Source organism: Streptomyces sp. G7(2002), assembly GCF_028870195.1.
GTDB lineage: Bacteria > Actinomycetota > Actinomycetes > Streptomycetales > Streptomycetaceae > Streptomyces > Streptomyces nigrescens.
Genome location: NZ_CP102609.1, coordinates 8,486,591 through 8,504,084 on the forward strand (window position 1 = coordinate 8,486,591; position 17,494 = coordinate 8,504,084).

At 70.5% G+C, this 17,494-nt stretch carries 16 protein-coding genes; 9 read left to right on the plus strand and 7 right to left on the minus strand.

The window, feature by feature from the left end; translation table 11 throughout:
- Positions 1-184: 184 nt before the first annotated feature.
- The gene (locus tag NUT86_RS36410) at positions 185-826 is read left to right on the plus strand and encodes a hypothetical protein (RefSeq protein WP_093639324.1); all 642 of its coding nucleotides are present in this window, start codon (positions 185-187) and stop codon (positions 824-826) included.
- Positions 823-2,136 (plus strand): sensor histidine kinase, encoded by a 1,314-nt coding sequence (locus NUT86_RS36415; RefSeq protein WP_266450287.1) that lies wholly within the window; start codon positions 823-825, stop codon positions 2,134-2,136. The genes NUT86_RS36410 and NUT86_RS36415 overlap by 4 nt, the downstream gene beginning before the upstream one ends.
- Before the next feature lie 68 nt (positions 2,137-2,204).
- On the opposite strand, the gene NUT86_RS36420 is transcribed toward NUT86_RS36415, so the two are convergent.
- A complete protein-coding gene (locus NUT86_RS36420; RefSeq protein WP_381281997.1) occupies positions 2,205-2,339 on the minus strand; it encodes a hypothetical protein in 135 nt (44 codons plus the stop codon).
- A gap of 39 nt (positions 2,340-2,378) precedes the next feature.
- Here NUT86_RS36420 and NUT86_RS36425 point away from each other — a divergent pair, with 39 nt between their 5' ends.
- On the plus strand, positions 2,379-2,534 hold the full coding sequence (locus NUT86_RS36425; RefSeq protein ID WP_274739627.1) for a hypothetical protein: 156 nt from the start codon (positions 2,379-2,381) through the stop codon (positions 2,532-2,534).
- A 111-nt stretch (positions 2,535-2,645) separates the two neighbouring features.
- On the opposite strand, the gene NUT86_RS36430 is transcribed toward NUT86_RS36425, so the two are convergent.
- The 5 genes from NUT86_RS36430 to NUT86_RS36450 all read right to left on the minus strand — a co-directional run bounded on the left by NUT86_RS36430 (position 2,646) and on the right by NUT86_RS36450 (position 11,024).
- Positions 2,646-3,662, minus strand: coding sequence for a DUF5954 family protein (locus NUT86_RS36430; protein ID WP_274739629.1), 1,017 nt, complete (start codon positions 3,660-3,662; stop codon positions 2,646-2,648).
- Positions 3,663-3,874: 212 nt separating this feature from the next.
- Positions 3,875-5,536: a flavin monoamine oxidase family protein gene (locus NUT86_RS36435; RefSeq protein WP_159484612.1), complete on the minus strand. Its 1,662-nt coding sequence runs from the start codon at positions 5,534-5,536 to the stop codon at positions 3,875-3,877.
- On the minus strand, positions 5,533-7,419 hold the full coding sequence (locus tag NUT86_RS36440; protein ID WP_148590221.1) for an alpha-keto acid decarboxylase family protein: 1,887 nt from the start codon (positions 7,417-7,419) through the stop codon (positions 5,533-5,535). The genes NUT86_RS36435 and NUT86_RS36440 overlap by 4 nt, the downstream gene beginning before the upstream one ends.
- Positions 7,416-9,545 (minus strand): flavin monoamine oxidase family protein, encoded by a 2,130-nt coding sequence (locus NUT86_RS36445; protein WP_274739631.1) that lies wholly within the window; start codon positions 9,543-9,545, stop codon positions 7,416-7,418. Before NUT86_RS36445 ends, NUT86_RS36440 begins: the two co-directional genes overlap by 4 nt.
- A 6-nt stretch (positions 9,546-9,551) precedes the next feature.
- On the minus strand, positions 9,552-11,024 hold the full coding sequence (locus NUT86_RS36450; RefSeq protein ID WP_274739632.1) for a Dyp-type peroxidase: 1,473 nt from the start codon (positions 11,022-11,024) through the stop codon (positions 9,552-9,554).
- A gap of 592 nt (positions 11,025-11,616) precedes the next feature.
- Here NUT86_RS36450 and NUT86_RS36455 point away from each other — a divergent pair.
- Complete coding sequence (locus NUT86_RS36455) at positions 11,617-12,099, plus strand: hypothetical protein (protein ID WP_018088730.1); 483 nt, start codon at positions 11,617-11,619, stop codon at positions 12,097-12,099.
- A 402-nt stretch (positions 12,100-12,501) separates the two neighbouring features.
- Positions 12,502-13,617 (plus strand): IPT/TIG domain-containing protein, encoded by a 1,116-nt coding sequence (locus tag NUT86_RS36460; RefSeq protein WP_274739633.1) that lies wholly within the window; start codon positions 12,502-12,504, stop codon positions 13,615-13,617.
- Positions 13,618-14,226: 609 nt separating this feature from the next.
- Here the strand turns inward: NUT86_RS36460 and NUT86_RS36465 are convergent.
- Positions 14,227-14,355, minus strand: coding sequence for a hypothetical protein (locus tag NUT86_RS36465; RefSeq protein ID WP_274739634.1), 129 nt, complete (start codon positions 14,353-14,355; stop codon positions 14,227-14,229).
- Between the two features lie 111 nt (positions 14,356-14,466).
- On the opposite strand from NUT86_RS36465, the gene NUT86_RS36470 reads away from it, so the two are divergent.
- The 4 genes from NUT86_RS36470 to NUT86_RS36485 all read left to right on the plus strand — a co-directional run bounded on the left by NUT86_RS36470 (position 14,467) and on the right by NUT86_RS36485 (position 17,417).
- Positions 14,467-15,045 carry an RNA polymerase sigma factor gene (locus NUT86_RS36470; RefSeq protein ID WP_266450276.1) on the plus strand — a complete coding sequence of 193 codons (579 nt, stop codon included), beginning with the start codon at positions 14,467-14,469 and terminating at the stop codon, positions 15,043-15,045.
- Positions 15,042-15,734 (plus strand): hypothetical protein, encoded by a 693-nt coding sequence (locus tag NUT86_RS36475; protein WP_109894909.1) that lies wholly within the window; start codon positions 15,042-15,044, stop codon positions 15,732-15,734. The genes NUT86_RS36470 and NUT86_RS36475 overlap by 4 nt, the downstream gene beginning before the upstream one ends.
- 105 nt (positions 15,735-15,839) lie before the next feature.
- Complete coding sequence (locus NUT86_RS36480) at positions 15,840-16,001, plus strand: hypothetical protein (RefSeq protein ID WP_018088735.1); 162 nt, start codon at positions 15,840-15,842, stop codon at positions 15,999-16,001.
- Between the two features lie 210 nt (positions 16,002-16,211).
- A complete protein-coding gene (locus NUT86_RS36485; protein ID WP_026169476.1) occupies positions 16,212-17,417 on the plus strand; it encodes a cytochrome P450 family protein in 1,206 nt (401 codons plus the stop codon).
- Positions 17,418-17,494 lie beyond the last annotated feature (77 nt).

Below are 17,494 nucleotides of genomic sequence, written 5' to 3' on the forward strand. Positions count from 1 at the left end.
GATGCCTCTTGTCCGGGCATTGCGGATATCCCGGGCTGCGCGGTGGAGCGCGGCGAGCATTATGATCCGGACAGGCTCAGCCCGCACCACGACTGGAAGAGATGTGCTTCTTCTCCGTTCCTTGCCTTCCCCGTATCCCCCGGGGCCGGTACGGATGACGTCGTTGGCGCTTGCGGTAGCGGGCATGGTGGCACTGTTGGGCGGCTGTGCGGGGAGCGGGGAGCCGCTGAGCGCCGGCCGTACCTCGGCCGCCTCCGCCCCGGTGCGGCTGTGGCCGGATCGCAAGCCCGCGCCGCAACCCGAGCCGGGGACGGGCGAGAACCTGCCCGCCGCCGTTCCCGGGGTGCCCCGGGTGCCGTCCGGGGACATCCGCAAGGCGCCGCTGCTCACCGTCGTCAAGGCGCAGGTGGCCGCGGGGTCCGCCCTCGGCGGCGGGCCGCAGTTCGACTCCGCCACCACGAGAAAGATCGATGCCTGCGCCGACGAACCGGCGCGCTGTCCGGTACGGAAACCGCAGTACCAGGACCTGACCGGCGACGGGAAGGCCGAATTGATCGTCGGCATCGAGGCGCCGGACGCATCCCTGGCGCTGTGGGTCTTCAAGCTCCACCACGGGGTGGTGACCCGGATCATGGACGCCGGTGCGACGCCGCTGTCGGTCGAGATCGCGAACGGCGATCTGATCCTGCGGGAGCCCACCGGCACACCCGGCTACGCCACCCGCACGGTGTACGCGTGGGACGCCCGGACGCGGACCATGGCACTGCGGGCCATGGAGTTCGACCAGGCGGACCCGGCCACCCCCACCCCGAAGCGGACGCCATGAGCGCCGGCCGGACTCGTGCGCGGCTGCGCCTGCCCGCCTGGACGGCGACGCTCTACTGGAAGTTCGCCGTCTTCGTCATCGTCATGTGCTGCGTCCTCGCCACGGTGGTCGGCGTCCTGGTGCACGTCCTGGTCGGCCGGCAGACCGAGGACCAGGCCCGCGGTGCGGCTCTGGCCGAACTGGACACAGTCGCGGCGGCGTATGTCGCCGGGGAGCCCCTCGGCCGCAACGCCGCGGTGAATCCCGCCGACCTCCCCGCCTCGCTCCGCGCCATGGCACGGCGGGGTGAGCGCGGCACCCAGCTCGCCGACCACCGTGGCCGCCCGGCGATGTGGGCCGTCACCCCCGCCGACGGCAAGGCGCTCGCCGTCCATCTCGACTACACCCAGCGGGCCGCCGCGCTCCGCGGGCTGGACCGGTCCATCATCGGCTCCTCGGCGTTCGCGATCTGCCTCACCCTCCTCGTCGGGCTGTTCGCCGTCTCCCGCATCACCCGTCGGCTGCACCACACGGCCCAGGTGGCCCGCAGGATCAGCACCGGCGATCTCGACGCCCGGGTGGACGATCCCCGGGTCTCGCGTCCCGACCACGCCCAGGACGAGGCCGCCGCGGTGGCCGCCGCACTCGATGCGATGGCCGCCGCGCTCCAGGCCAAGCTGCACAGCGAGCAGCGCTTCACCGCCGATGTGGCGCATGAGCTGCGCACCCCGCTGACCGGACTGCGGGTGGCGGCCGAACTGCTGCCGTCCGGCCGTCCGACGGAGATGGTGCAGGACCGTATCCGGACCATGAGCCGGCTGACCGAGGACCTGCTGGAGATCTCCCGTCTTGACGCGGAGGTGGAGCAGGCCGACATCGACGTGCATCAGCTGGGGCCGCTGGCCGAGCGGGCGGTGCTGGCCACCGGGCTGGCGGCCGAGGTGCGTATCGAGCGGGATGCCCGGGTGGAGACCGACCAGCGCAGGCTCCAGCGGGTGCTGGGGAACCTCGTCTCCAACGCCCACAAGCACGGCCGCCCGCCGGTGGTCCTGACCGTCGACGGTCTGACCCTCACGGTCCGGGACCACGGGGACGGCTACCCCGCCCGGCTCCTCGACCACGGCCCCCAGCGCTTCAGCAGCCACTCCGGAAGCGGCAAGAAGACCGGCCACGGCCTCGGGCTGACCATCGCCGTGGGCCAGGCCCGGGTCCTCGGCGCCACCCTGCGCTTCTCGAACGCCCCGGACGGCGGAGCCGTCGCCGAACTCTCCCTCCCCGCACCGGCCCCGGAACGCCGGCCTCAGCAGCCGGCGGGGGAGGGCGACTCCTGACCCGGTGCGCCGACGACCGGAGTGGGCCCGGGCCGCCACCACGAGCTGCCTGATCCGAACGAGAGGCCCTAGTTGGCCCACGGCGGCGCCAGGCTGCTGCCGTCCGCCAGCTCGGCGGTCAGGCCGGTACGGGTGGTGACCCACATCCGTGCCGGCTCGTCGGCGGGATTGGCCACGGCGAGTGCGGCGCCGGCGGGGGCCACCGCCGCATCGCCGGGGCGAGTTCGGCGATCTCGCCGTCGATGGGGAAGCGCGTCCGGCCGACGCGGGCCGCCGACAAGGCGGCCCGCACAGCCGTCGCCCCGTGGCAGGCGACGCTCGGCGCGGAGCGCTTCGGTGCCCTCGCCGCCGACCTGGCCCGGATCGCACCGAACGGCCCGATCCGGCCCTCCTGGTGAGCCGGTGCCCCTGCCCTGCCACCTCTCCCGGTGTTTCTCCCGGGGCAGGCTGACGGCGACCCGCGGAGGGCCGCCCGCCGTGCGCAGTCGCTCGTCCCTCCCGGCGCTCGTTCAGTCGTCGTAGCGGATGGTGCCGTCCTCGTCCATCGTCGGGTGGATCTTCGTCGGGCCCTCGTCATCCAGGTCCGAGGGACGGGGCGGTTCCGGGCCGTCGGGGCCTGACCTGAGCATCCGCTCGATGCGGCAGATCCGGTACAGGGTGTCGCCGACGCGCGCTTCGTCCGCGCGGCCGGCGGCCTTGAATGTCTCGGCGGCCCGCGCGTGGCGGGTGCGTTCACGGTCGCTGAACTCGTGGAGCAGGGGCCAGAATTCGGCCATCCCGTCGAACAGCAGCCGCCGCGCGTCATGGGGCGTCGGCATGAGGGCGCCGTGCGGCCGCCACCCGCGGCCGCGGCGTTCCACCACCCCGAAGCCGACGGGAAGCAGCACGATGTCCGGATGCGAGGTGAGCGCCCGCTCGGAGTCCCGGCGTACCTCAGCGGGGAACCTGGAGCCGGAGTAGGAGAACCCCTGGAGTGCCAGCTTCATGGCACCCGCCATGACGCCGTCCTCCTTGCCGGGGGTAAGGGCGAAGCCCAGGTCCGGTGAGGGTGTCTCCTGCCGGCCGTCCCAAGAACGGTCGGCCGGTTCCGGGTCGGTCGGCCGCGGCGGCTCCAGACCGCGCTCGCCGCTGCGGGCGAACTCGTCCCCGCGCACCACCCGGTAGCGCACACCGAGGACCGTCATCTCATCGACCGGCTCGCGTTCGAGCACCGCCACGGCAGCCAGCAGTTCGCGCCGGACGGCGCGGTCGTCGGTGTCGTCCTTGGCCTTGAACCACAGCAGTGAGTTCAAGCTGTCCCTGGCCTCTTGGGGCATACCACTGGTTGCGGGCCTCAACAGCCGCCACTCCGCGCCGGTTTGCGGATCCTGCGCGGCGAGCCCGAAGACCGGGCCGCGCAGTGCGAGATGCGGATAGCGGTAGGAGGCGTCCACGGCATCGGCCTCGGTCACCCATTCCGTCGGATCGTCGCGGCGTACCAAGCCCTCGTGGAGCCGGTCGATCTGTCGCTTCCAGTCGTCAGCCATGCGCACATTGTTGGGTCTGGGCGGCGGGCCCCGGCCCGAAGGCGGTAAGTGATCAGACCGTGGTGCGTTGAGGGTTCAAAACTGACGGACGTTGCGCATCGAGAGGTCTCCGCAGGGAGCCCGCGATCATGGAACGGCGGGCTCGGCCGGCATCCAACCGCCGGCCGAGCCCGCCCCTCAGTCCCTCGGGACCGTCAGAGCCTTGCGCATGCTCAGAACAGACCCTGCGTCAGTGCGACCGAGTCGGGTACGGCGACCTCCTCCGGTGCGCTCAGGGGCATGATGCCCAGGATCTGCTGGATGACGTAGTGGGCCGACATCATCGCGCCCTCCTGCCAGCCGGGCAGCGGCGAGATCTGGTCGCCGGTGACGAAGAACGCGTCGGTGCCCTCGGGCTGGAGGAGTTGCTTGTAGGCCTTCTTGTGGCTTTCCACCTGCGGTTTCCACGCAGCCCATCCACCCAGCTGGTAGGGCACCTTGTGCCAGGCGATGGAGACGCCCTTCTCGTCGGGGACGAGCTTTCTGTCCTTGAATTCCGGATGCAGCTGGATGGCGCCTTCGCGTGCCAGCCGCAGACGCTTCTCCGGGGTGAGCTTCCCGAGGGTGTCGGCCGCGCCATCGAAGTTGTAGGCGCCGGTCAGGGTCCCCTTGTCGGAGAAGTAGTCGTTGGACGGATACCACATCTGGGTGATGTTGTGACCGGTCCAGCTGATGCCTCCGTAGATCCCCTCGGTGTCGTCCCAGGCGCCGAGGTCGCCCTCCCAGAAGCGGCGGTTCGCCTGCCAGCCGACCTTGCAGGTCTTCTCGAATTCCACGAGGCGGATCGCCTGCTCGAAGGGGTCCGAGAAGCGGGTCAGCTTGACCTTGCGGAGCACCGGGGCCGGGATGTTGCTGACGCAGTAACGGGCGTCGTCGTGGAACTCGTCATCGCCCTTGCGGTACCTGACGGTGACCCCGAGGCCGCGCGGATCGATCTCGATCTCCCGGACCTCGGCGCCCAGCACGAACGTCGCGCCGGCCCGTTTGGCCTCCCGTGCCAGTGCCTTGACGATGTGGTCCATGCCGCCGACCGGCTGGAACATCGTGGCCTGCCACAGATAGTCGACCGGCTGGTAGAAACGGGCCTTCCAGAAGCCGGAGTTCACCAGCTCCTCGAAGGACAGCGGCGGGGCCGATACCGGCCACTCCTCGATCTCGGGCCGGTCCAGATAACCCGAGCGGGTGGAGCCACGGTACTTGCCGTTCGCGTCGAGCGCGCCGAACACCCGCAGCAGATCGCGCAGTTCACCGGTGAAGGCGTCCCTGCTGACCAGTGTCTCGGCGAGCTTGGCCGCGAGGTGGCCGCGGGTGTCGTTCGCCACCCGCCGGTTGGGCCAGGTCACCTCGGCGTGCGGCGGGCGGACCCGGTTCGCCGTGGTCTCCATGATGTACGGCTCCAGGGCCACACCGAAGTCCCGGCAGTACGTGAGCACCCGGCGGTGGTGGTACGGGATACGGCCGGGCCCGAGGTTGAGGTACAGGCCGTCGTCGAAGGCGCAGGTGTGCGTCGGGGTGACGACGCCGTGCTCATCGAGCTCGTAGAGCTTGTCCCCCTTGCGCGCGGTGCGGTTGCGCCCGCCGACGCGTTCCTGCGCTTCCAGGACGGTGACCCGGTAGCCGAGCATGCTCAGTTCGTACGCGGCCGTCAGACCCGCGACACCGGCGCCCAGGATCAGCACCTTCCTGCCCTCACCCGGGCTTCCGACGGGCCGTACGGCGCCGGTCCAGCCGGTGGCCTCCGGCCCGGACAGACCGCTCATGGCGTGCCGGAGCGCCTCCGCGGAGTCGTCGAGGGTGGCGCTTGCCGCGGACCGCTGTTCGTTCGGGCTGGTCATCCCACTTTCCCTTCCGACGGTGCGCCGCCGGACGGCGGACAGTTCTCGGCGACCTTGTACTTGAGTGCCTCGGGATAGTCGTGCCGGTCCAGCTGCACCCGCACCACGACCGGGCCCTGATTGACCGCGTCACTGGGCTCGGCGATCCGCTTCAGCAGATCGGTGAGTTCGTCGTGCCGGCGGACCGCGAAGCCGTGCATCGGGTGCTTGGCGGAGCCGAAGACGTCCGCGAGCTTCTCGTACCGCCAGGGGTGCAGCTCGTTGTAGAAGTCGGCGCCGTCGGAGCGCGGTGTGCCGTCCTGGTAGTAGCAGGGGTGGACGAGCATCTGCTCGATGCCGTAGAACGCCTCGTTGTCCAGGACGAACACCACCGGGCGCAGACCGTGCCGCACATGGGTGGACATCTCCTGGCAGGTCTCCTGGAACGAGCCGTCGCCGACGAAGACCATCGGGCGCTTTCCCGCATGGCTCCGGCCGAGCGCCACCCCGGTGGCCGCGCCGACCGAGTAGCCGATGGACAGCCAGCTGTTCTGCGCCACGTACGAGGCGCGCTCGGCCATCCGCAGATTCATCGAGCCGATCAGCGCGAACGCGGCGTCGCACACCACGGTGAACGGGTTGCTGCGCGCGCCCGGCGGCTCGCTGGTCTGCTCTTCGAGGAAGGCGTTGATGTGCCGGAAGAAGCTGTCGTACGTCACGGTCTCCGGGTACGGTCCGCCGGTCTGGGAGGCCAGATGGGCGGCGGTGCTGTCGGCGACCTGGAGGCCGTCCTCGTGCGCGCGGGCGAAGTAGTCCGCGGCGAAGGCGCCGTCCCCGAACTCGGCCACCAGGCGCTCCCGCAGCGCGGGGAGGAACCGGGCGAGCTGTACATCGGGGAAGTACGAGGCGCCGACATGCACCCCGTCGTGGGCGGCGACCGCCCAGTCGTCACCGATCGACCGCTCGCCGCCCAGGTTCTTCGAGGTCGCCCACGAGCCCAGCCCGATGCGGCAGCCCGCGTTGTTGAAGACCTCGGCGACCTCCGGATGGCTGGCCTTGCCGTTGTAGACACCGGAGAAGCCCGGGGTGTACTCGGACACCACGGACTTGGCGCCGATGGTGGTGCAGAACGGGATACGGGTCTCCCGCACCAGCTTCTCGAACTCGTCGGACAGCCGGAAGCGGTCGATCTCCTCGCCGGCCCACAGGATCGGATTGCCGTAGCGCCGGACCAGTTCCACACACGCCGTGACCGCGCGGTCGAGCATGCGCTCGTTCTTCACGGTGACGGGCCGCTCGCGCCGCGTCAGCCGGCCCTGCGGTGCGGGGCACTGCGCCCCCCAGAGGTCATCCATGACCTCCAGATAGACCGGCCGGCGGTGGGAGAGGCACGCGGTGATCGCGCTGTCGATCTGGGTGGGGGCCAGACCGGGGTTGGAGAGGGCCTGGGCGTCCACGGTCACCTGGCGGTAGACCTCCAGGTTGCTCTCCGGCCGCTGCGACATGTGCGAGGTGAGCAGGCCGATCGCCTGCTGGTTGAGCCACTGCTCGTACGACGGAGCGGCGTTGATCGCGATCAGCGGTACATACTCGGCGAAGGCGCCGCCGATCGCGTTGAGCAGGTTGAACGCGCCCACGCTGTAGGTGACCGCGACCGCGCCGATGCCCTGCTCGCCGAGCGCGATCTCCGCGTCGGCGGACGTCACCCGGGCATAGCCGTCCGCGGCCTGGCCCGCGCCGCCCTCGGTGGGGGTGCCCACCCAGCGCACCTTGGTCTTCTCGTGCAGGGTCGACAGGAACGGGCCCAGGTGGTCGCCCGGAACGCCGAACAGATGGGTGATGCCGAGCTGTTCCAGCCTGCGGGCCAGATACTCGGCCACGGTGCACGTCGAGGAGGTGGTCATGACGTCAGCACCCCCTCGCGCGGCCGGTCCGACGATCCGGTGACGGACCGGCGCTCGCGGGGGGCCGCGGCCCGGCCGCCGAAGGCGCTCTCGTCCGCCGCGGGAGCCTCGTTGACGGCGATGGCGGCGCGTACGGCCGTCTCCACCGCGCCCTCGATCCAGGCGTGCTTGAGCGACACATGCTCACCGGCGAAGTGGACCGGCCCCTCGGGCCGCACCACATCGAGGTGGAAGCTGGTCATCTGATGCGGGGTGTAGACGGCGGCCTCACCGCAGGCGTACGGGTCGCGCAGCCAGCTCTGGGTCTGGCCGGCCCCGGTGTAGAAGACCTCGATCCGGCGGCCGTGCACCGACTGGAGGTTGAGCAGGGCGTAGCTGTAGCGCTCGGCCTCCTCGAAGGAGTCCCAGCGCGCGGCGTCGTCCGACCAGGAGTAGCCCGCCAGCACCACGCCGCCCTGACTGCCGGGGACGGGGTGCGAGGGGTAGTACATGAAACGGTTGGGGTTGTCGGTGGTGGAACCGCCGCCAAAGGCATGGGTGGCCGGCCGTACGCCGCCGCTCAGCGGGGAGTTGCGGTAGTACTCCACCTGCTGCGGGCTGATGCGCTTCTCGTCCACGCTCGGATGGGCGCCGAGCAGCCCCGTGGGCAGGTCCCGCAGACTCTGCGGAACGGCCAGCGCGGCCTCGGCGTCGTCCTCGCCCCGCTGCTGGTAGTAGTCGTACAGACCCGGTGCGACGGCGTCGAGCTCCCGCTTCCAGTCCTCCTCGGTGAACTCCCACCAGCGGCGCGAGAACTCCAGGAGCACCTTGGTCGCCTGGTCGTAGTGGGTCTCGATGACGGCCCGGCGCTTCTTGTACGAGAACGGCGGGGTCACCGCGGTGAACCGCAGGCTGGAGAACGGGATGGTGACGATCGCCAGGTCCCCGGTCCAGGTCTCGACCTCTCCGGACGGATCGCCCTCGGGCACGGTCTGGATGGCGACGGCGGGGCCGCCCGGTCCGGCGAGTCCGCCGTGATGGCCGTCGCGGCCCGGGTCGTAGTACTCCAGCCGGACCATCCGCTGGCCCATCACGATCTGGTCCCGCAGATCCTTGGCGAGCGCCTCCGGGAGCTTCCGGCTGCCGCCCTCGATCTCCCAGTAGGTGGCGGTGGGGTCGATGTCGCTGCGGCCCAGGAAGCTGTGGAAGAAGGCGAGGTGCAGCCGCGAGGTCATGTTCTCGATCGTGCCGACCGCCTCGATGGCCTCATCGCTGAACCCGGCGTACTCGCGCAGGAAGCGGCCCATGGAGAAGCTGTCGAAGTCGCGGACGACCCCGGCCCAGCCGTCCAGCCACTCCTTGAAGGGCTTGTTGACGCGCTTCCCGTCGCTCTGCAGCACGGAGTAGTAGTCGCGCACCGGCTCCAGTGCCTGGTTGACCATCTCGGACACGGTCAGCCGCGATTCGCAGCCGGTGAGGTGGAAGCCCTCGTTGATCTGCGACGGGTCCTTGGCGTAGTGGGCGCGGCGCACCTGGGCGCGGTTGGTGCGGATCCAGGTGTGGTTGCGCTTGTCCGGCTCCCGGAACTCGGGGCTGGGGTCGCCGTTCGTCCAGATCTTGCCGTCCTTGAACGACTTGTAGACCACCGGCGGAACGGGGGCGGTCTGGTTGCCGGTCGACGGGTCGATGTCGACGTTGAAGAACAGCCGCCGCTTCAGGCCGAGCTTGTCGATCAGCGCCAGGGTCAGCGGGTGGAAGCTGGGCAGGCGCATCGCTCCGGCCTCCGCGTACTGCGCGGGGTCGGTGAACGGCGGCGGCTCACCCTTCTTGGCGTGGAAGGTCTTGATGCGGCCGCCGACCCGGTTGGCGTTGGCCTCCAGGATCGTCACATCGTGGCCGGCACGGGTCAGCAGATCGCCGGCCACCAGTCCGGCGATGCCCGCTCCGACGATCAGGATGCGCTTGGGTGCGGCGGGGCGCTCCAGCCCCTTGTCGATCAGTACGTCGAGGTAGCGCAGCTTGAGGTCCTCGTTGGCCGGCTCGGGGCCGACCAGCAGGAGTTCGCGGGCGAGCTGCTGGTAGGTCTTCTCGCTGGCGCGCTCGGCTCCGGTGTGCTCACCGCGGTGCTCATGACGGATGTCGCTCATGGCGGCTCAGCCCTTCTCGTGCAGGGACTCGTGCGCGGCGAGCCGCCGCAGAGTGCTGATGGAGGGGGTGAAGGCGTACACCGCACCGGTGGTCTGCACGAACCGGTCCATCGAGACGGTGCCCTCCTGGCCGTCTTCCAGCACGATATGGGCGTCCGGGCTGCCGGAACCGCCCTGCCGGATGGTGCCGGTCACCTTGTCGATGCCGTTGGGCGCACCGCTCTCTCCGGGCAGGAAGTTGGGGTTGTTCGACCAGGCCCGCTGCAGGAACTCGAACTGCCGCTCCAGCGAGGTGCCGTAGCACACGAACATCAGGCCACGGTCCGCGTCCGCGTTGCGGCCCGTGTACGCGGGCCCGTACGGAATGCCGCGGCGCATGACGCGGTGCCGCTGGGTGGGCTCGAAATGACGGGGATGCGACCTGCGGATGTGCGCCGCGCACGGGGTCTGCTTCCCCTGGCCGTCGTTCTCGTAGGTGAAGTCGTTGCGCTCCGGACCGACCCCGATCACCGGGTTCTCGCCCTGCGCGAGCGGCGTGCCGTCCTTCTTGCGGCCGACCAGACACGCGCCCAGCAGTTCGGCGGAGATACCGTGCGGCCGGAACTTGGGCGCCTCGCGCTCCACGGCGTCGTTCCAGCCGGGGACGTCCTGCCGCAGACGGCGCACCACCTGCAGAGAACCGTTGTCCAGCCACGTGGGGGCCTCGGGCGGTTCTCCGCTCTCACTCTTGTAGCCGAAGACGAACTCGCCGGGCTCGACCAGGGTGGACCCCGGGCGGTTGTCCCGGACACCGGGGTTCTCCCGGTCCTCGCGGTGGAAGTCCTTGACCCCCGGCTGGGAAATGGCGTCCTTGTACCCGAAGTGCTCGTGCCCGCGCAGATCTCCGGTCAGGGTGCGGCCGTCGTCCTGATGGACCAGGTCCACCCCGTGCGCCGAATCCGCGGCCGCGATATTCCGGAGCTTTTCGTTGAGCGCCTCCTCCGTGTCCGCGGCGACGATCAGCACGGCGTGTACGCCTTTCCGGTCCGCGCCGAAATACCAGTGCTCCGGTGCGCTCGTACCGTCGTCACCGAGGTCCGCCGCCCGACCGTCCGCGCCTTTCACAAACGATTCGAAAGGCGTCAGGTCCTGCTTCACCTTTTCGGGTTCCCGGGCGACCTGGAGCAGGCCCTGGAACGTCAAGGAGACCCCGACCCAGGTCGTGACGAGGGCCGGGTCCTGGCCATAGGCCCGGCGGGAAAGGGAGAACTCCTCATTGAAGTCCTCGACCGTAGCGGTCACCGAGACGGTGTTCAGCATGACGGAAAGCCAGCCACGGCCGCTCGCACCATCGGGGAAGCGCACATAGCGGAACGCCATATAGTCTTTGTTGAAACCGGCAAGGATGTTTCCCTGGATTTCCATGGATCTGCGCAGCGGCGGTTCCGGAAGCTGTTCAATTTCCGGGGCGCCGGTCGGACGCAACGAGGTAGTGGTCACTTCTCTCCTTCAGGGCGGCTGCGGGTGCTCCGGGGGCATCGGCGATTTCGCACGCAGGCGAGGCCGGCTCCCGGCACGCAGGGGTGGAGGTCGATGGGGAAGGGGCGCAAGGGCACACCAAAGCCAGCCGGTGTACGGCTTGTGCCGCCAGCCCAGCACCGAACCTGCCACCTCGCAGAAGTACCGACGCCAACCGGAGCAGAGGGCCACCCGTATCGGTGAGATTCGCCCCGGCGCCGCCACCGCGAATCGGAGAACCTACCCGCCTGGGCGGCGTCCTCATGCCCACAGACGCTCCGCACGGAAGCGCCGGTCCGCCGAGGTTGCCGGGGGCAGCCGGACCGTGCCTGGGGTATGGGCCACACATAGCCGGGGAGACCGTAAGTGCGCCCTCTTCGCGCCCCCTGGATCACTACGTTTGCGCTGTTCACCACCCGTACCGACCGACAGTGCCGCGCCCGCTTCGGGCGTGGGTGCGGGCATTCACACCTTCTGTTGAAGGCCGTGAGGTGCGGGCTCGGAGCGACGGGAATTCAGCAGATCCTTCTCCGTGGTCGGGCGCGCCGCGCGCCCACGACGGAAGGAAACGGCTATGCGACGCACCATCGTCGGCACATGCGCTGCTCTGGGGGCTCTGGCCATCGGGCTGGCGGGTCCGGCCACCGCCGCTCCGGTTCCGGTGACGGCGCTCAACTGCGATGGCGACACCTACCAGTGCACGGCCAACCTCCGCTTCGGTGACAACAATTGGAAGGCCAGCTGGGGGGCGAACATCTTCCATCAGACACCCCGGTCCGCCTATCGCGCCCCGGTTCCGGTGACCGCTCTCAATTGCGACGGTGACACCGGAAAGTGCATTGCCAACCTGCAATTCGGCGACGGGTACTGGCGGGCGAGCTGGTCCGCGAACATCTTCCACCAGGCGTTCCGGTCCGCCGACGGCGCACGGCTTGCGGCTCCCGTTCCCGCGAACAGCCTGAACTGTGACGGCAACATCGGCAGGTGTTCCGTCAACCTCCAGTTCGGCGACGGAAATTGGAAGGCCAACTGGCCCGCGACCATCTACCACCTGTAAGCGGACCTCCCCTCAGCCAGGGGATCGAAGAGCAGCGGGCCCGGGGACGAGTGCTATCCGTCCCCGGGCCCGTCGCATCACCTCAGCCGGCCGCTATCGGTACGCACCTGCGGCAGCCGCACTCCCCGTACGCCTGCCGCCCGCCCCCACGGCGCGGAAAAAGGGACGAGGGAATACCGGCGTACGCCGGGCCATGGCACGGGAGTGACGCTCATCTACGTATTGTCATTTTGATCGCCGAACGCATCATTGCTGTCACGTACACGCCTTCTTCCGACCCGCCGGGAACCCTACCGTCGCAGGCACCCGACATTCGACGGCGGCAACTTCCGCTCCGCACGGACCCGTTCACGAATGGACTCGTGAAACGGCGGTGGAGTGGCGGCTGCCCAGGGAGAAGACATGTCCGAAGTCATACAGCAGCAAGGAAATCCGCAGACCCCGGGCGCCTGGCCCGGCGGGGACGGGGGCGGGGGAGACTGGCCCAGATATCCGAGACTCTACGACGCCATTCCGTCCTCGGGGCCGACCTCCGGAGGCAACACCGTCCTGCTCACCGGGTCGGGCCTGCTGGGCACGAACCAGGTCACCTTCGGCGGTGTCCCCGCCACCATCGTCGCCCAGGACCCCTCCGGCAACTCGGTCACCGTCATCGCACCGGCACACGCCGTGGGCACCGTCCAGGTCATCGCCACCACACCGAGGGGCCTTTCCAACGCGGTGAGCTACACCTACACCGTGACCCCGCCGACCGGTCCGACGGTCACCGTGCTCGTCCCCACCAGCGGGCCCACCACCGGCGGCACCGCGTTCGCCATCATCGGAACCAACCTCACCGGCGGGACGGTCACCTTCAACGGTGTCCCGGCCTCCGGAGTGTCCATCAACGCCACGGGCACGGTGCTCACCGGCACCACGCCGCCCGGCCCCGCGGGCAATGTCCCGGTCGTGGTCACCACCCCGGCCGGCAGCACGGTCGTCGCCGGCGGATTCACCTACACGGCACCCCCGCCCGTGGTGACGTTGCTGTCGCCGTCGTCGGGCAGTGCGGCGGGTGGTACGGCGTTCGTGGTGACGGGGAGCAATCTGAGCGGGGCGTCGGTCACGTTCAACGGGGTTGCGGCGACGGGGGTTTCGGTCAATGCGTCGGGTACGGCGCTGGTCGGCTTCACCCCGGCGGGCCCGCTCGGCAATGTCCCGGTCGTGGTCACCACGCCGGGCGGCAGCACGGTCGTCGCCGGCGGGTACACCTACACGCCGCCGCCCCTGCCGGTGGTGACGTTGCTGTCGCCGTCGTCGGGCAGTGCGGCGGGTGGTACGGCGTTCGTGGTGACGGGGAGCAATCTGAGCGGGGCGTCGGTCACGTTCAACGGGGTTGCGGCGACGGGGGTTTCGGTCAATGCGTCGGGTACGGCGCTGGTCGGCTTCACCCCGGCGGGCCCGCTCGGCAACGTCCCCGTGGTGGTCACCACGCCGGGCGGCAGCACGGTCGTCGCCGGCGGATACACCTACGTGTGAGCGGACGCCGCTCCGCCGGCGCCCGCGGAGCAGCGACGGCCGGGGACGGTCCGCTTCCGCGGTGACCCGGCGAGCAGTGCCACCGCGCCCGCGCCCCGCCCGCCAGGGATCGCCCCCTCCCGTCCCTGGCGGCCGCGACCTGGGTGTGTCGTCCCGGCGTGTGGGTGACGGGTGACCCGCCCAGGGTGGCGCTACGGCGCGGTGAGGGCCTTCTGGCTCGGTGTGGATGACGCTATCCGCGCCGATGCCAGGAGGCCCTTACGCATGTTGACGGGGCGTCAGGAGCCGTGCGCTCCGCGACTAAGCGCCCCGCACGCACCGGGCGGTGAAGCCCGCAACGAGCGACAAGCGGGCGATCGGCGGGCGACGCCCCTGCCCCTCCCACCCGCACAAGGGTGTGATCCGCGCCACTCTCCCGCCCCGCAATCCCTCAACGTCGCAGGTCAGAAGCTCAACGTGAGCAGGTGACTGCGGATGGTCATTTTTGGTCCACGGATCCGATTAACAATCCCGGCTTCGCGAGCGGTCTAGGGGCAAGAGAGCGGTCTTCGCCGGCGTCATCCGGACGCTGGCGAGTCCACCGCGAACATCGAAAGGAGAGGCAGTGGATCACCAGTGGCCCTGGGGCACGCCAGCCATGGGCGGCGCGGCCAGGACGACCCCGGCTGTGCTCCGCGCCCGTGCGCGCGAGAGCACCCACACCGCCTCGCGGACCTGCGGCCCGTCGGTCTGCAGCACGTTGTACGACCCTGACCCTGACAGCCGGCGCGGTGCCGAACGGGACCTCCCCGGGCAGATCCACCCCGGTGTCGTCCGCCCGCCCGTGGTAGGCCGAGGGATGGCTGCCCGGTGAGCGACTACGGAGACGGACAACAGCTGCGCCCCGACCCGATGGACGGACTCCGGGTCGACTTCACCGCCTTCTTCAAGGAGGTGCAGCACGGCTACCTCGGCTATGCGATGCAGCTGCTGCGCAATCGTCAGGACGCCGAGGACGTGGTCCAGATAGCCGGGATGAAGATCCATGCGAAGTGGGACGAGTTCCTGGCGCACAGCAACTACCGGGCCCTGGGCCTGCGCATCCTGAGTGACGCCATCAAGGACTACATCCGCTCGCGCAACCGCGTGACCCGCCGCGAACGGGCCGCGGCCGCCGAAGCCGGGCGCCAGCAGTCCTGCGTCGACCAGATCCTGCACCTCGGCACCTTCGACGCCCTTGACCGCGCCATGGACGAACTGGCCCGGCGGGAGCCGGTGCAGGCGGACTGCGTCCGGCTCCGCGTGGCGCAGCTGAGCTACGAGGAGATCGCCGAGACCCTCGGCATCACCCCGGGCACGGCGCGCACCTACTACTCCCGCGGCCGCCAGCTCGCCAAGGAACTCGCGGCCTCCTATCTCCGGAACGAGCAGGAAGGAGAACCGTCGTGACCATCGAAGACATTCTGCAGGCCGAAGCCGATGAGGTGGGTAGCGTACTGGCCGACCACGATCCTGACGCCTTCACCCGCCGACTGGCCGAGCGGATCGCCGAGGCCGAGCGGATCGCCGAGGCCGAGCGGCAGACACCCCCGGTACGGCCGGTTCCCGAAGGGCGGCACGACCGCGCCCCGGCCCCGGCGCGTCCCGGCCGTGCCCGGCCGCTGCCCCGGCGGCCACGGCCCAGGCCCGTTCCCAGCTCCACGGCAGGCCCCGAGGAGTTGCGGCGGCATCTGCACACGCTGTGCGAGTCGGTGCTGCGCGGGGGGCACCTGGGGCGTCTGGAGAAGTTCGCCCGGGACTACGACGCGGCCGGCGCCCGGACCTTCGCGTGCCTGCTCTACTCCATCAACCGGCACGAGGCTGCGGTCTTCTGGTGGCGGTTCGCCGCCGGCGCCGAAGACCAGCTCTCCGCGCACTGCCTGGCCATCCACCACGCGGCCGACGACAACCTCATCGACGCGCGCCTGTGGCGCACCATCGCCACCGCCCTGGGCTACTCACCCCGCCGGCATCTGCCCAACCCGGCCCCCGGAGCCCCGCTCCCGGACCCCGGTTGGCTGCTGGCGCGCTCCGGGCCCGAGCTGCAGCAGTTCGCCGAGCCGCAGGCCCCCCTGTCCGCGGGGTGTGCGGGGTGCTGAACGGGCCGCGCAGGCAGCCCGGCTCCACCCCGGAAGCCCGGCGATGAGCCACCGCCGAACGGCCGGGCCGCCACGTACCACCCACCACCCATCGAGGAGCAGCCCATGAAGGATCATGCGGAGGACCGGCAATCCCCGCCGCGTGTTCCCGAGGAGCCACGACGCCACCGGCTCAGGAAGTACGCCCGCTTCACTGCCGCCCATGCCATCGAGGGCATGACCGGGGCCGCCATCTCCGCGCTCCTGCTGTACCTGACCCAGCGGTAGCCGGGCCCGGCCCTGGGGGCTGCCTCCTGCCGCCGACTCGAAGGGGACGGCGGCAGCGGCAGTTCCGGCGCACGCGCGTCGCCGGACCTCCCGAACTCGGCCGTGGCGCCCGGCATTTCGCCCCGGGCCGCGGTTAGTGGCCCCACCGCCGGGGAGGGTTTGCCCGTACCCAGTCGTCCCGAGGCAGCGTCATGACGGACAGGAGGCCGGATGACAACCGAACCGGTGGGGACAGTGGATCTGGCGGCAATGGGGGAGGACTTCGTCCGCGACCCCTATGAGGTGTACGCGCGGCTGCGCGAGCGAGGCCCGGTGCATCGCGTACGGCTCCCCGAGGGCACGGCCGTCTGGCTGGTCGTCGGCTACGACGAGGTACGCGCGGCGCTCAGCGACCCCCGGCTGTCGAAGGAGTGGCGGCACGCCTCGTCCGCGCAGCCGATGCAGCCGGTGTCCAGCGGTGTGTCGATGCTCCGCTCCAATGCGCCGCAGCACACCCGGCTGCGCGGGCTGGTGGCCCGTGCCTTCACCGCGCGCCGGGTGGCGTCCCTCGCGCCGCGCGTCCAGGAGCTGACCGATGAGCTCCTGGAGGCGATGCTCGCCGCCCCCGACGGCCGTGCCGATCTCGTCGAGGCGCTGGCCTTCCCGCTCCCGATCACCGTCATCTGCGAGCTGTTGGGAGTGCCCTTCCTGGAGCGGGACACCTTCCGTACCTGGACCGACATCCTGATGGTCGGCGCCCCCACACCGCAGACCAGGGAAGCGCTGGCGGCCATGACCGGCTATCTCGACCGGCTGGTGGAGACCAAGCGCGCCCGCCCCGGCGACGACCTGCTGAGTGACCTGATCGCGGTGAGCGACGAGGACGGCGACCGGCTCAGCCATGAGGAACTCCTCGGCATGGCCCAGTTATTGCTGATCGCCGGCTACGAGACCACCGGCAATCTCATCGCCAACGGTGTCCTGGCGCTGCTCACCCACCCGGACCAACTCGCCGCGCTGCGCGCCGATCTGTCGCTGATCGACGGCGCGGTCGAGGAGATGCTGCGCTACGACGGGCCGCTGGAGACCTCCACCTTCCGTTTCACCATCGAGCCGACCGAGATAGCGGGCACGGTCGTCCCCGGCGGTGGCGAGGTCGTGCTCCCCGTGATCGCCGACGCGGGACGCGACCCCCTCCGCTTCGACGATCCCGACCGCTTCGACATCACCCGCGCCGCCCGCGGCCATGTGGCCTTCGGCCATGGCATCCACTTCTGCCTCGGTGCCCCGCTCGCACGCCTGGAGGCCCGGATCGCGGTGCGCACCCTCCTGGAACGCTGCCCGAAGCTGGAGTTGGACGCCCACCCGGCCGACCTGCGCTGGCGGCTGGGCGCATTGCTCCGCGGCCCGCGGCAGCTCCCGGTCCGCTGGTCGTGACGCCCTGCCCGGCCCCTCGACGGTGCCGCGCGCCGCACCGGTCCGACGCGCCGGACGAACGGAGAGCCCTGGCCTGA

Excerpts from the sequence above, each read along its gene's own strand:
- NUT86_RS36485 (WP_026169476.1), top strand. The coding sequence starts at position 16,212 with ATGACAACCGAACCGGTGGGGACAGTGGATCTGGCGGCAATGGGGGAG.
- NUT86_RS36445 (WP_274739631.1), bottom strand. The coding sequence starts at position 9,545 with ATGAGCGACATCCGTCATGAGCACCGCGGTGAGCACACCGGAGCCGAG.
- NUT86_RS36425 (WP_274739627.1), top strand. The coding sequence starts at position 2,379 with ATGGGGAAGCGCGTCCGGCCGACGCGGGCCGCCGACAAGGCGGCCCGC.
- NUT86_RS36455 (WP_018088730.1), top strand. The coding sequence starts at position 11,617 with ATGCGACGCACCATCGTCGGCACATGCGCTGCTCTGGGGGCTCTGGCC.
- NUT86_RS36440 (WP_148590221.1), bottom strand. The coding sequence starts at position 7,419 with ATGACCACCTCCTCGACGTGCACCGTGGCCGAGTATCTGGCCCGCAGG.
- NUT86_RS36430 (WP_274739629.1), bottom strand. The coding sequence starts at position 3,662 with ATGGCTGACGACTGGAAGCGACAGATCGACCGGCTCCACGAGGGCTTG.
- NUT86_RS36480 (WP_018088735.1), top strand. The coding sequence starts at position 15,840 with ATGAAGGATCATGCGGAGGACCGGCAATCCCCGCCGCGTGTTCCCGAG.
- NUT86_RS36435 (WP_159484612.1), bottom strand. The coding sequence starts at position 5,536 with ATGACCAGCCCGAACGAACAGCGGTCCGCGGCAAGCGCCACCCTCGAC.
- NUT86_RS36410 (WP_093639324.1), top strand. The coding sequence starts at position 185 with ATGGTGGCACTGTTGGGCGGCTGTGCGGGGAGCGGGGAGCCGCTGAGC.
- NUT86_RS36460 (WP_274739633.1), top strand. The coding sequence starts at position 12,502 with ATGTCCGAAGTCATACAGCAGCAAGGAAATCCGCAGACCCCGGGCGCC.
- NUT86_RS36415 (WP_266450287.1), top strand. The coding sequence starts at position 823 with ATGAGCGCCGGCCGGACTCGTGCGCGGCTGCGCCTGCCCGCCTGGACG.